A 12,244-nucleotide genomic window follows, 5' to 3' on the forward strand; every position below is an offset into this window, starting at 1 on the left:
CAACCGTGCCGAAATTTGCCGCCAATCTCACCATGCTGTTCGGCGAACAGCCGTTCCTCGATCGTTTCGCCGCCGCCAAGGCTGCGGGCTTCAACGGGGTCGAATATCTATTCCCCTACGATTTCGACAAGGCCGATCTGCGCGAGCAGTTGCACCAGCACGGGCTGACCCAGGTGCTGCACAATCTCCCGGCGGGCAATTGGGGCGCCGGCGAGCGCGGCATCGCCATTCTGCGTGACCGGGTCGACGAGTTTCGCGACGGCGTCGCGCGCGCCATCGATTACGCCAGGGCGCTCGATTGCCGCCAGCTCAACTGCCTCGTCGGCATCGCGCCTGACGGCGCTGATACGACCGATCTCAACGAGACATTGATCGGCAATCTGCGCTTCGCGGCGGACGCGCTTGCGAAAGAGCAGATCAAGCTCCTGATCGAGCCGATCAACACGATCGATATTCCCGGCTTCTTCCTGAACAGGACGGCGCAGGCGCTTCAGCTCATTGCCGACGTGCGCTCGAGCAATCTGTTCGTGCAGTACGACATCTACCACATGCAGGTGATGGAGGGTGACCTTGCGCGAACCCTGCAAAAACATCTGCCGCGCATTGCCCATGTCCAGCTTGCCGACAATCCCGGCCGCAACGAGCCGGGTACGGGCGAGATCAACTATCCCTTCCTGTTCCGCCATCTCGACGCTATTGGTTATCGTGGCTGGATCGGCTGCGAATACAAACCGAGGACGACGACGGTCGAAGGCCTCGGTTGGCACGCCGCGTTGACGGCCGACACCTGAACAAGAAACGACAAAGGGGAGTTGAAATGACCAATATCGGCTTTATCGGCCTTGGCACCATGGGGCGCCCGATGGCGGGCCATCTCCAGGCTGCCGGCCACCGCCTGTTCCTGCATGATGTCGTTCCTGTCGCACCGGAGCTGGTTGCCGCCGGCGGCGTGGTCTGCAAGTCGGCCAAGGACGTCGCCGAACAGGCTGAAATCGTCATCATCATGGTGCCGGATACGCCGCATGTGGAAGCCGTGCTGTTCGGGCCTGATGGCGTTGCGAAGGGATCCTTGAAGGGGAAGATCGTCGTCGACATGAGTTCGATCTCGCCGCTGGCCACCAAGGAATTTGCCAAGAAGGTGGAGGCGCTCGGCGCCGACTATCTCGATGCGCCGGTTTCCGGCGGCGAAGTCGGCGCCAAGGCGGCGAGCCTCACCATCATGGTCGGCGGACCGGAGCGGGCGTTCAACACCGTGAAGCCTATATTCGACAAGATGGGCAAGAACGTCACCCTCGTCGGCGCCAATGGCGACGGACAGACGACCAAGGTCGCCAACCAGATCATCGTCGCGCTGACGATCGAGGCGGTCGGCGAGGCGCTGTTGTTCGCATCGAAAGCCGGCGCGGATCCGGCGCTGGTGCGGCAGGCGCTGATGGGCGGCTTTGCCTCGTCGCGCATTCTCGAAGTGCATGGCGAGCGCATGGTGAAGCGCAACTTCGAGCCGGGCTTCCGTATCGAGCTGCACCAGAAGGATCTCAACCTGGCGCTGGAGGGCGCGCGGGCGCTCGGCATTGCGCTGCCGAGCACGGCGGTCGCGCAGCAATTGTTCTCATCCTGCGCGGCGCATGGCGGCAAGGCCTGGGATCATTCGGGAATGGTGCGCGCGCTCGAAATGATGGCAAGCCACGAGGTCGCCAAGGCCTGATTTCTTGTTTCTCCCTGTGACTTGGAACCGCGTCGAGATTTCGGCGCGGCCCTTTTTGCTGGCGTATTGGAACCGGAACTTCCGGCGCTTCCAGTGGTTGAAATGCATCATCGATTTACTGGAGGATGCAATGAATAGTCGTTTGGCTGTTTCACTGGTTGCCGCTTCGCTGCTGATGCCGGGCGCGGCGTTTGCCCAGTCGACCACCGCGCAAGGCGCGGCGGAAGGCGCCGCGAGGGGTGGTGAAGCCGCAGGTCCGGTCGGCGCCATCGTCGGCGGTACCGTCGGTGCTGCGGTCGGCGCGGCCGTGGAAATTCCGAACGCGGTGATCAACTCGGTTCCGCGCGATCGTTCTGTCGTCGTTCGTGAACACGTAGTGGTGGGTGAGCCGCTGCCGCCGACGGTTGAACTGCGCACCGTGCCGCAGCACACCGAATACCGTTATGCCGTGGTCAACGATCGCCGGGTGATCGTGGAGCCGCGCACGCGAAGGGTCGTGAGAATCCTCGACTGACGCGGCCCAGGCAGTTGGCTGACATTCCTCGCGGGCGGCGCCTGCGAGGAATTTTTTGGGTCACGGCAGCGATCGCTGCGTTCGCCTGAGCTTCCAGTCGAGCGCCGCGGCAACCACGAGGCCGAGCGATGCAGCCAATGCGTCGACCACGAAATCCGACATCCGGGCGTGCCGGCCTGGCGCCCAGAACTGCAGGATTTCGATCAGACCGGTGAAGGCGATGACGAGGATCGCCGTCAGCGAACGGTTGCGCGTGTAGGCCAGCCCGAAGGCGATCCCCAGCAGCAGGAAGGCAAGCGCATGTTCGCCGGTCTGTCCGAGATTCAAGTGCGGTCGCCGTTCGGCCGGTCCGAGGGTTGCGAAGGCAATGGCCGCGGCAAGGCCCCAGGCGATAAGTCGAGGGATGATCGTCATCGGGACGGCATAGCACACATTCCGTGCGGTAAGTCCATACGCACGATCGAGGCAATGTGTGGTTAATCCCTCAGAGCGGCTCCCGTACGCCCATACCGTGCATGAAGCGCTCCCGGATCTGCACGGGATCGCGGCGGGTGGTCCCTGTGCCCGGCTTGTCGTCGATGCGCACGCCGATCAGCGTCGGGCCTGCGGCCGACAGGGATTGCTCGATCAGGCGCTCGAAATCGTCCTCGTCCGCCGCCCAGGTGCTATTGGTGAGTCCGCTCGCGACCGCGATGGCAACGAGGTCGGCGACGGCGGCGCCTGGCGTCGGTTGCGCGCCGGTGATCTGGTAGATGCCGTTGTCCATCACCACCATGGTGAGGTTTTTCGGAGCAAGCGTCGCGATCGTCGAGAGCGATCCCAACTGCATCAGCAGCGAGCCGTCGCCTTCGAGCGCGAACACGCGACGGTCCGGTTGCGCCAGCGCGACGCCGAGCGCGATCGGGAAGGCGAGGCCCATGCTGCCGAGCATGTAGAAATTCTGCGGCCGGTGGCCGGCGGCCCACAGGTCGAAATTGGTGTTGCCGATGCCGCCGATCACGGCTTCCTCGTTCTTCAGTTTCGCGATCAGCCGCGAGGTGAGGTCGAAGCGGTTCATCACCTGGGTGTTGCGGGCAGGGGTGTCGTTGGTGGTGCTCATGAGATCGCTCACTTGTCGAAGGCCTTGCCGCCGGTCAAAAGCGGCGAGAGGATCAGCGCCACCGGCGCCTGCGTGGTGACGGCCTGCTTGATGGAGCGGTCGGCGATGAATTCGAGTTCATCCAGTCGGGTGATGGTGTGGTGCTCCATCGCCAGCGAATCCAGCACCGGGCGCATGGTGCGGCACACCAGCGACTGACCGTAATTGAATTCGCCGAGCGTGCCGCGCTCGGAGACGAACATGATCAGCGGGATCTGATAGGGGATCGCCAGCGAGGCCAGCACGTTCGCGAGCGTCGCAAAACCCGATGTCTGCATCAGCACTGCGCTCCGCATGCCGCCCATCCAGGCGCCGGAGACGATGCCGACTGCTTCCTCCTCGCGCGCGGTGGCGAAGGTCGTAAAAAACGGGTCGGCGTGCAGGTTCTTGATCAGCGGCGTCAGGACGCGGTCGGGCACGTAGGGGACGAGGCGGACATCGTTGCGCTTGAGGGTCTGCAGCACGATGCCGTGCCAGCTCTTCTCAGAGGTTTCGGGCGAGGTTTTTTCCTCCGCAACCGCCATTTTTGGTCTCCTTACCCGCGACATCTTTCGTTCGCGCTCATCCCTGGAACGGCAAAACTTGACGCCATCGGCGGGATTGTCAACATGTCCTGATCGTATCCTGCTCTGCGCCCCGCGCCGCTTCAGCCAGCATGCGACCATATGAGATAAACAAGAAAGAAATCGGGAGGGGTGCCATGGCTGGATGTGTCCGGACTGCTGCCAGTACGGCGGCGCTGGCGGCCGTATCCACTCTGCCCATACTTCCACCGAGACTTGCACCCTGATCTGCTCGCGAGCGGCCACCCGTCGAACCACAAGCTCCACGTTCTTCCGACCTGAAAGTTGCCAAGGAAAATGACCGTCAACAACAAGCGCGTGTTTTATGTCAAATATCTCGCCCACGAGATCTATGTCGATATCTTGAAGGCGCGCGCCGATGTGCGGCTCGACCGGCTGGAAAACGACAGCCCCGACACGGTCGCGGCGCCGATCCTGTCGGCGGCGCATGCCTATCAGGTCGGGGCTGCGCGCGACGAGATCGCGAAGCATTTCCACGTCGACCAGGACCTGTTGCGGCGGGCGCCGAACCTTCTGATCGTCTCCTCGAATGGTGCGGGCTTCGATCCCGTGGATGTCGATGCCTGCACGGCGGCCGGTGTGCTCGTCGTCAATCAAACCGGCGGCAATGCCAATTCGGTCGCCGAGCATGCGCTCGGCATGATGCTGACGCTGTCCAAGCGCATCCTCGAATCCGACCGCGCGCTGCGACGCGAGGCCAATGTTAATCGGAACTCACTGATCGGCAACGAGGTGCAGGGCAAGACGGTCGGCATCGTCGGCATCGGCAATGTCGGCCGCCGCATCGCCGAGCTCTGCAAGGGCCTCTTGCATATGAAGGTGATCGCTTACGATCCCTATCTGAGCGCGGAAGAAATCGCCGCCCGCGGCGGCGAAAAGGTCGAGCTGCGCGACCTGATGCAGCGCTCGGATTTCGTTTCAATTTCCTGCCCGCTCACCAAGGACAACCGCCGCATGATCGGCGCGCGCGAGTTTGCGCTGATGCAGCCGCACGCATTCTTCGTCACCACGGCGCGCGGCTTCATTCACGACGAGGAGGCGCTGTATGATGCGCTGCGCGACAAGCGCATCGCCGGCGCCGGCCTCGATGTCTGGGACAAGGAGCCGCCGCCGCCGCAGCATCCGCTGCTGCAGTTCGACAACGTGCTGGCGAGCCCGCACACGGCGGGTGTGACCAGGGAAGCGCGCATCAACATGGGCAAGATCGCCGCCGAGCAGATTCTCGATGCGCTCGACGGCAAGCGGCCGCCGCGCATCGTCAACCCCGAGGTGTGGCCCGATTACGCCAAGCGCTTCGAGCGGACGTTCGGATTTGCGCCGAAATAGGCCGTCACCGCTGCGAGAGACACGATGGCCGAACCGGCAGATCGCTTTTACGAGTCGCAGGGGCTGCGGCTGCACTATGTCGACTGGGGCAATGAAACCGCGCCGCCATTGATCCTGGTCCATGGCGGCCTCGACCACTGCCGCAACTGGGATGCGATTGCGCGAGAATTGCAGCCGCATTTTCATATCGTGGCGCCCGATCTGCGCGGGCACGGCGATTCCGAATGGGCGAAGGGCAGCAGCTACAGCCTGACCGACCATGTCTATGACCTTACCCGGCTGATGCGTTTCGCGGAATTGCGGGATGCAGCGATTGTCGGCCATTCGATGGGCGGCATGGTCGCGCTGGCCTACGCCGGGACCTATCCGGAGCAGGTGTCGCGTCTCGGCGTGCTCGACGGCGCATTCCTTTCAGGCTCGCAGCCGGCGCCGATTCACGAACAGATGACGCGCTGGATCAACCAGCTCGACCGCATTGCGGAGCGTCAGGAGAGTACGTTCCGCAATATCGAGGAGGCCGCGCAGCGGCTTTCAACACGCAACAAGCGGCTGACGCCGGCATTGGCGCTTCATCTTGCCAGCCATGGCGTCCGGAAAGGTACTGATGGCCTCTACCGCTGGAAGTTCGACCATTATCAGCGGGCGAGGGCGCCGTACCGGCTGTCGTCGGACGAATATGTCGCCCTGTGGTCGCGCATCGCCTGTCCGACGCTGTTGATGTGGGGCGACGAAAGCTTTCTGCCGGACCCCGAAGGCCTGCTCGCGCATTTCAAACAGGCCGAACTGGTGAAGATCGCAGGCGCCGGGCACTGGCTTCACCACGACAGGCCCAAAGAAGTTTTGGGTTCGCTGCGCAAACTTCTTGGCGCGCAGCAGGCCGCGCAAAATTTGGGATAAGAGATCATGTCAGACAAAATTCGCTATGTGCGCCAGCTCAGCGCGGAATCTACGGGCGAGGCGCCGGGCCGCGGACGGCTTCAGGGCCGCAAGATTCTGGTCGTCGGCGGCGGGCAGCGGACGTTCGATGCCGCCACCGATCCTGTCGGAAACGGCCGGGCGATGTCGCTGCTGTTTGCGCGGGAAGGGGCGCAGGTTGCGGTCGCCGACGTGAACCGGGCCAGCGCCGACGATACCGTCCAGCGCATCGTTGCCGAGGGTGGCAAGGCCTTTTCGATCGAAGCCGACATTTCGCGCGAAGACTCCGTGAACCGGATGATCGACGAGGCGCGGGAGGGACTCGGCGGGTTCGACGGCATGGTGCTCAATGTCGGCATCGGCGTTGGCGCGCTCGGTCTCGAAGGGGTCGATCTCAAGGAATGGAACGACACGTTTGCGGTCAACCTGACCGGGCCGATGCTCTGCTGCCGCAAGGCGCTCAAGCATATCGCCGATGGTTCCTCGATCGTGTTCATCTCGTCGATCGCAGCGCTTCGTTCCGGCTCGCAATTGATAGCCTATGACACGTCGAAGGCGGCGCTCGGCGGCCTGATGCGCAATGTCGCCAAGGAAGGTGCCCGGCGCGGCATCCGCGCCAACACCATCTGCCCCGGCCTGGTCGACACGCCGCTCGGCCGCCACACCAGCGCCGGCCGGCCGTCGCGAAGTGCGGCGGGCGTACCGTTCGGGCGGATGGCGACGGGCTGGGAAATCGCCTATGCGGCGCTGTTCTTCATTTCCGACGAGAGTGTCTACGTTAATGCCCAGACGCTGGCGGTCGACAGCGGCATCACCGGATTATAGGTCCGAAACGGACGAGAAAATTTCCTCCGCCAGCGGAGCGTTCACGGCAATAATTCCACTGCCAAATGGCGCTCCAACGAAGCACGCATTGCTATTTTCCCTGACATCTCGACTACTTAGCCACGAGAGACCATTTTCCGTGTGCGCCTTGCCCCCCGGCGCATATGGAAGACGAAGAGATGCGACAGGTTCGTTCATTGCTGAGCAGCGCGTCCTCCCGGATCGGCCGCCGGTTGTCCCAGATCGTGGCTATCGCGGCCGCCAGCCTGCCGTCCGCCGGCGCTTAAGTCGCTCCTTATTGCTCTGACATCACCTCCAGTTCGGCCAGCGCCTGATCGAGGCGCTGGATGAGCATGTCTGCGTGTTCCGTGCCGAACACCAGCGGCGGCCGGATCTTGAGCACGTTGCCATGCGGGCCGGCCGAACTGATCAGCACGCGTCGCTCGCGTAACAGGTTTACGATGCGCGTGGCCTCCGCCGTGGCAGGTGTGCCGTTCGGCCCACCGCTTCGCAACTCGACGCCGACGAACAGGCCGGAGCCACGTACCCCGGCGATCAATGGGTGTCGCGCCTGCAAGCCCTTGATGAGCTTGATTAGATAAGCGCCGGTGTCCCGCGCATTCTCCACCAATCCCTCTGCAGCGATCACGTCGAGAACCGCAATGCCGGCCGATGCCGAAACCGGGTTGCCGCCGAAAGTGTTGAAGTAGCGCGACCTTCGGCCGAACTCCGCCAGAAGTTCCGGGCGCGCGGCCATGCCGGCGACGGGATGGCCGTTGCCCATCGGCTTGCCCATGGTGACCAGATCAGGCACGAGGCCGTGGCGCGCAAAACCCCACATCCCTTCGCCGCAGCGGCCGAAGCCGGGCTGCACTTCGTCGGCAATGAACAGCGCGCCGGCGGCACGTGTGGCCTCGACCGCCGGCCGCAGGAAGCCGGGCGGATCGGCGAATACGCCGTCGCTTGAAAAGATCGTATCGACCAGCAGCGCTGCCGGGCGGATGCCGCTCCTCTTCATGTCCTCCAGGGCGGCGCTGACGTGCCCGGCAAAGATTTCAGTGGCGTTCTCGCCCGAACCCGGCGCCGGTATCAGTCGCGCGTGACTTCCTTGCGGAAGTGGCAGCCCGAGCGAAGGCGACAGTTCCGTCAGCGCGCTGGTGACGCCGTGATAGGCGTTTGCGGTGACGATGAAGCCGGTGCCGCCGGTGCAGGTTCGCGCTACCCGAAGCGCGAGGTCATTGGCCTCGCTGCCGGTGCAGGTGAACATGACGTGGCCGATCTGGTGCGGAAATGTCGCCAGCAGCCGTTCTGCGAAGTCGAGCACGGTCTCATGCAAATAGCGTGTATGGGTGTTGAGCACGCCGGCCTGCCGCGCAATCGCCTGCACGACGTGCGGGTGGCAGTGCCCGACGGAGGCTACGTTGTTGTAGGCGTCGAGATAACGATGTCCTGAAGCGTCGTACAGCCAGACGCCTTCGCCGCGGACGAATTGCACCGGCTGTTCGTAGAACAGCCGGTATGCCGGACCGAGCAGGCGATTGCGGCGCGCGATCAGGTCTTGTGTGGCCTCGTCGGCGGCGGACATCTCGTTACTCCAGATGGCAGGCGCGCTGGATCTGAAATCTCGCCTGGTCCCGCGAGAGTTTCACCATGCGCTGTAGCCGCGCCCAGGCCGCGGCATTGTTGCGCAGAATGTAGTTCCGGTTAGCAGGATAACGGGCGGCGCGCCAAGTGCTGATGACGACCGTCATGGCCATACGCGTGGCGATCAGGTCGAACAGCACGTCGAGTTCGGCCCGCTCGAGCGACAGCACGGCATGATAGGCCGCGATCATCTCGCAGGCCGGAGCCAGCGGATCGTCGTTGTCGGCAACCTGATAGGCAGCCGTGATCGCGAGGTCGTTTACTCGCGCCGTGCAGGTGAGGTCGCCGAAATCGATGATACCGGCAACGCCAGCGCAGGTTTCGGGATCGACGACGACATTGTGCGGGTTGAGGTCATTGTGCACGGGCTGGCTGGGCAACTGCGCAAGCACTGGCAGCGCGTAGGCCTTGAAACCGCCGAGAACGTCCTCGATCAGGCCGCGCCGCTCAGCTGGAACGGCGTCGACCAGGTGATGCACTTCGGCGGCGTGCTGCAGGTCCCACAGCAGTTTGTGATTGGCGCCGTGATGACTGAAGTCGGAAAGGCCTCGCGCCAGCCGCGCGGCGCAGCGCCCGAGATCGCGCCGCAGGGCAGCCGATCCTGTCACCGCATGCATCGGCGTTCCCGAAAGGAATGACAACAGGCGCACGACCCGCGTCGAGCCGTCGTCGAACGCAATATCCAGTTCGGTCATGCCGTTCCGCGCCGGAAAGATCCGCGGCACCGGCAAGTCGGGATCTGTGGCCGCGAGGTGAAGCAGGGCTTCCGTCTGCAGGTTGGTCACCGCGCGGTCTTCCGCGGGATTGGCAATCTTCAGGACATATTCGCGTCCGCTCAGCGAGCGCAGCCGAAAATTCTGGTCGCGCTCGCTGTCGAGCCGGTGCACGGCGGCGATCAGGCCGTAATGCTCGGCCGCCAGCCGTTGCGCCTGCACTTCCGGGATGGCGGACGCGGCGCGTAGCGTGTCGATGGGGTGAGCGGTAGCGGTCGTGGCAGACGAGTCCGGCACTTGAATATTCATTGGTCTTGCTCAATAGCCGCGTGCGCGGTCGATGGAGTGCGGCGGCCGGCGGCCGGCCCGTATCGCTTCCGCGGTGGCGCGAAACGTCGCGCCGATCGCCTCCACGCTCACCTCGCAGGCGTCGTGCGGGGTGACGACAATGCGGGGATGCCGCCAGAACGGATGGCGCGGCGCCAGCGGCTCGGTTGCGAACACGTCGAGCGCAGCACCGGCCAACTGGCCGCTCTCCAGCGCGGCGAGCAGGTCGGCTTCGACCAGGTGCTCGCCGCGGCCGACCTGGATCAGGTAGCCGCCGCGATACATCCGGGCGAATGTCGTGCGGTTGAGGATGCCCCGGGTCTCTGGCGTCAGCGGCAGCAGGTTCACCAAAACCTCGGTCTGGCCGAGCATGGCATCGAGACCGGCGGCGCCGGCGAAGCCGCTTATGCCCGGCGGCGTCTCCTTTGCAGTCCGGCTCCACGCCATGACCGGGAAACCGAGTTGCGCGAGATCGGTGGCTACCGTGCGGCCAATCTCGCCAAATCCCAAAATGCCGACCGGCACATCCTGCGCTCGGCGAAGGGCCAGACGCTGCCAGCGTTCCTCGCGCTGCTGTGCCTGATAGGCCGCAAATCTTCGTTGATGGCCGATGACGTGCCAGGCCACAAAACCCGACATCATCTGCGCCTGCGCGGGATCGACGACGCGGATCACTTCGACATCGGGACGCAGGCTGGGGCAGGTCAGGATGTTGTCGACGCCGGCGCCGATCGAACAGACCGCCTGCAGATTGGGGTAGTGATCGAATGCATCGTCCGGCGGGTGCCAGGCCACGGCAAGGCGGATGTCCGTGGCGGGCCCATGGTGCGGATGATTGACGATTTCGATGCGACCGGCGGCACGGAGGAATTGCGCGCCGAGATATCCGCGGAGATCGAGGCTCTTACTGACGAGAACACAGCGCATCGTTCAGGCGGCCCCGTTCATGCGGCCTTGGATGACGACGTTTGTCCGGGCACGGCGGACAGCAGCTCGCGCGTGTAGGCGTGCTCGGGAGCCGCAAACAGCAGGGCGGCGGACTTGAGCTCGACGATCGCGCCGTGCTGCATCACCGCGATCCGGTCGCAGATCTGCGCGGCCACGCGCAAATCGTGGGTGATGAACAGCATCGACAGGCCCAGTCGCGCCTTCAAATCTTCCAGTAGTTCCAGCACCTGCGCCTGAACGGATACGTCGAGCGCGGAGACGGCCTCGTCGGCCACCAGGATTTCCGGATCGAGCGCCAGCGCCCGCGCAATGCCGATGCGCTGCCGCTGTCCGCCGGAAAACTCATGCGGAAACCGTTCCATCGCACTCGCGCTGAGGCCGACGAGGCTGAGCAATTCGCCGGCGCGCTTTCGCGCCGCCGCCGGATCGACGCCATGCGCAATCGGCCCGTCGGTGATGATGTTGCCGACCTTCCGGCGCGGGTTGAGGGAAGCAAACGGATCCTGAAACACCATCTGGATGCGGCGGCGCTGCTCGCGCAAAGCCTTGCCGCCGATCCGGGTGAGATCGATATCGCCGATGCGGACGGTGCCGGCGTCGGGTTCGATCAAACGCATGACTAGCCGTGCGACGGAAGATTTTCCGGAACCGGATTCGCCGACGAGACCGAGTGTCTCGCCGCGAAAAATGTCGAAGCTGACGTCCTTTGCCGCCTGCACGCGGCGCTCGCTGCGAAACCAGCCGCCGCCGCTGACATAGGTCTTGCCGAGGCCGACCACTTCCACCGCCTTGCTGCGGTCGAGCAGGGACGCGCGCTGCGGCGGCTGCAAGGTGGGCACGGCGGCCAGCAAGGCGCGGGTATAGGGATGCTGCGCGCGCAGCAGCACTTCGTCGGCTGTGCCTTGCTCGACCACCTTGCCATGCTGAAGCACGACCACGCGATCGGCGATCTCGGCGACGACGCCGAAATCATGGGTGATGAACATCACCGCCATGTTGCGGCGACGCTGCAGGTCGCGGATCAGTTTCAGGATTTGCGCCTGCGTCGTGACATCGAGCGCCGTGGTCGGTTCGTCCGCCACCAGCACGGCGGGTTCGAGCGCTAGCGCCATCGCGATCATGGCGCGCTGGCGCTGGCCGCCGGATAGTTGATGGGGATAGGCGCGCACCGCGCGTTCGGGATCGGGCAGGCCGACCTCGCGGATCAAAGCGAGGGCCTTCTGCTGCCGCTCCTTCGGCGTCAGCAGGCCGTGAGCCTCGAACATCTCGGCGATCTGCTCGCCGATTCGCATCAACGGATTGAGCGCGGTCATCGGCTCCTGGAACACCATCGCAATGCCGCGGCCGCGCAGTGCCAGCCATTCCGCGGGACTCAGCGACAGGAGGTTCTTTCCTTCGAACAGAATCTCTCCGGATTCGGCCGTCACCGCATCAGGCAGCAGCCCCATCAGCGCGTGAGCGCACATCGACTTGCCGGACCCGGATTCGCCGACCACGCAGAGGATTTTTCCGGCTGACAGCTCGAACGAAACATCGTCCACGGCGTAGGTGCGGTCGCCGCCGGGCGGCAGCGCGAGCTTCAGGTTCTTGACGATGACGGTCATG

At 64.3% G+C, this 12,244-nt stretch carries 13 protein-coding genes; 6 read left to right on the forward strand and 7 right to left on the reverse strand.

What is annotated here, in order from left to right:
* The first annotated feature begins 5 nt into the window (after positions 1–5).
* From hyi to CQ14_RS29460, 3 genes are all read left to right on the forward strand, one after another.
* Positions 6–791: a hydroxypyruvate isomerase gene (gene hyi / locus CQ14_RS29450; RefSeq protein ID WP_057861313.1), complete on the forward strand. Its 786-nt coding sequence runs from the start codon at positions 6–8 to the stop codon at positions 789–791.
* Positions 788–1,705: a 2-hydroxy-3-oxopropionate reductase gene (locus tag CQ14_RS29455; RefSeq protein ID WP_283807284.1), complete on the forward strand. Its 918-nt coding sequence runs from the start codon at positions 788–790 to the stop codon at positions 1,703–1,705. The genes hyi and CQ14_RS29455 overlap by 4 nt, the downstream gene beginning before the upstream one ends.
* A 130-nt stretch (positions 1,706–1,835) precedes the next feature.
* Positions 1,836–2,219: a DUF1236 domain-containing protein gene (locus tag CQ14_RS29460; RefSeq protein ID WP_057861395.1), complete on the forward strand. Its 384-nt coding sequence runs from the start codon at positions 1,836–1,838 to the stop codon at positions 2,217–2,219.
* Between the two features lie 60 nt (positions 2,220–2,279).
* Here the strand turns inward: CQ14_RS29460 and CQ14_RS29465 are convergent, their stop codons facing one another.
* The 3 genes from CQ14_RS29465 to CQ14_RS29475 form a co-directional block, all read right to left on the reverse strand.
* Positions 2,280–2,633 carry a VanZ family protein gene (locus tag CQ14_RS29465; RefSeq protein ID WP_057861315.1) on the reverse strand — a complete coding sequence of 118 codons (354 nt, stop codon included), beginning with the start codon at positions 2,631–2,633 and terminating at the stop codon, positions 2,280–2,282.
* Positions 2,634–2,703: 70 nt separating this feature from the next.
* Complete coding sequence (locus CQ14_RS29470; RefSeq protein WP_057861396.1) at positions 2,704–3,318, reverse strand: thiamine pyrophosphate-dependent enzyme; 615 nt, start codon at positions 3,316–3,318, stop codon at positions 2,704–2,706.
* 8 nt (positions 3,319–3,326) lie between these two features.
* Positions 3,327–3,881 (reverse strand): thiamine pyrophosphate-binding protein, encoded by a 555-nt coding sequence (locus CQ14_RS29475; protein WP_057861316.1) that lies wholly within the window; start codon positions 3,879–3,881, stop codon positions 3,327–3,329.
* Positions 3,882–4,217: 336 nt separating this feature from the next.
* Here CQ14_RS29475 and CQ14_RS29480 point away from each other — a divergent pair, with 336 nt between their 5' ends.
* Genes CQ14_RS29480 through CQ14_RS29490 form a run of 3 tightly spaced genes read left to right on the forward strand, consistent with a single transcriptional unit; the run spans position 4,218 to position 7,007 of the window.
* On the forward strand, positions 4,218–5,267 hold the full coding sequence (locus CQ14_RS29480) for a hydroxyacid dehydrogenase (protein ID WP_057861317.1): 1,050 nt from the start codon (positions 4,218–4,220) through the stop codon (positions 5,265–5,267).
* 24 nt (positions 5,268–5,291) lie between these two features.
* Positions 5,292–6,164 (forward strand): alpha/beta fold hydrolase, encoded by an 873-nt coding sequence (locus CQ14_RS29485; protein WP_057861318.1) that lies wholly within the window; start codon positions 5,292–5,294, stop codon positions 6,162–6,164.
* 6 nt (positions 6,165–6,170) lie between these two features.
* Complete coding sequence (locus CQ14_RS29490) at positions 6,171–7,007, forward strand: SDR family NAD(P)-dependent oxidoreductase (RefSeq protein ID WP_057861319.1); 837 nt, start codon at positions 6,171–6,173, stop codon at positions 7,005–7,007.
* Between the two features lie 295 nt (positions 7,008–7,302).
* Here the strand turns inward: CQ14_RS29490 and CQ14_RS29495 are convergent, their stop codons facing one another.
* Genes CQ14_RS29495 through CQ14_RS29510 form a run of 4 tightly spaced genes read right to left on the reverse strand, consistent with a single transcriptional unit; the run spans position 7,303 to position 12,243 of the window.
* Entirely contained in the window at positions 7,303–8,592 is a 1,290-nt protein-coding gene (locus CQ14_RS29495; RefSeq protein WP_057861320.1) for an aspartate aminotransferase family protein, read from the reverse strand.
* A 4-nt stretch (positions 8,593–8,596) separates the two neighbouring features.
* Positions 8,597–9,673: a phosphotransferase gene (locus CQ14_RS29500; protein WP_082650087.1), complete on the reverse strand. Its 1,077-nt coding sequence runs from the start codon at positions 9,671–9,673 to the stop codon at positions 8,597–8,599.
* Between the two features lie 9 nt (positions 9,674–9,682).
* Complete coding sequence (locus CQ14_RS29505) at positions 9,683–10,618, reverse strand: 2-hydroxyacid dehydrogenase (RefSeq protein ID WP_057861321.1); 936 nt, start codon at positions 10,616–10,618, stop codon at positions 9,683–9,685.
* Positions 10,619–10,635: 17 nt separating this feature from the next.
* A complete protein-coding gene (locus CQ14_RS29510) occupies positions 10,636–12,243 on the reverse strand; it encodes an ABC transporter ATP-binding protein (RefSeq protein ID WP_057861322.1) in 1,608 nt (535 codons plus the stop codon).
* Position 12,244 lies beyond the last annotated feature (1 nt).

Source organism: Bradyrhizobium lablabi (assembly GCF_001440475.1).
Lineage (GTDB): Bacteria > Pseudomonadota > Alphaproteobacteria > Rhizobiales > Xanthobacteraceae > Bradyrhizobium > Bradyrhizobium lablabi.

Excerpts from the sequence above, each read along its gene's own strand:
- CQ14_RS29460 (WP_057861395.1), top strand. The coding sequence starts at position 1,836 with ATGAATAGTCGTTTGGCTGTTTCACTGGTTGCCGCTTCGCTGCTGATG.
- CQ14_RS29465 (WP_057861315.1), bottom strand. The coding sequence starts at position 2,633 with ATGACGATCATCCCTCGACTTATCGCCTGGGGCCTTGCCGCGGCCATT.
- CQ14_RS29470 (WP_057861396.1), bottom strand. The coding sequence starts at position 3,318 with ATGAGCACCACCAACGACACCCCTGCCCGCAACACCCAGGTGATGAAC.
- CQ14_RS29475 (WP_057861316.1), bottom strand. The coding sequence starts at position 3,881 with ATGGCGGTTGCGGAGGAAAAAACCTCGCCCGAAACCTCTGAGAAGAGC.
- CQ14_RS29480 (WP_057861317.1), top strand. The coding sequence starts at position 4,218 with ATGACCGTCAACAACAAGCGCGTGTTTTATGTCAAATATCTCGCCCAC.
- CQ14_RS29485 (WP_057861318.1), top strand. The coding sequence starts at position 5,292 with ATGGCCGAACCGGCAGATCGCTTTTACGAGTCGCAGGGGCTGCGGCTG.
- CQ14_RS29490 (WP_057861319.1), top strand. The coding sequence starts at position 6,171 with ATGTCAGACAAAATTCGCTATGTGCGCCAGCTCAGCGCGGAATCTACG.
- CQ14_RS29495 (WP_057861320.1), bottom strand. The coding sequence starts at position 8,592 with ATGTCCGCCGCCGACGAGGCCACACAAGACCTGATCGCGCGCCGCAAT.
- CQ14_RS29500 (WP_082650087.1), bottom strand. The coding sequence starts at position 9,673 with ATGAATATTCAAGTGCCGGACTCGTCTGCCACGACCGCTACCGCTCAC.
- CQ14_RS29505 (WP_057861321.1), bottom strand. The coding sequence starts at position 10,618 with ATGCGCTGTGTTCTCGTCAGTAAGAGCCTCGATCTCCGCGGATATCTC.
- CQ14_RS29510 (WP_057861322.1), bottom strand. The coding sequence starts at position 12,243 with ATGACCGTCATCGTCAAGAACCTGAAGCTCGCGCTGCCGCCCGGCGGC.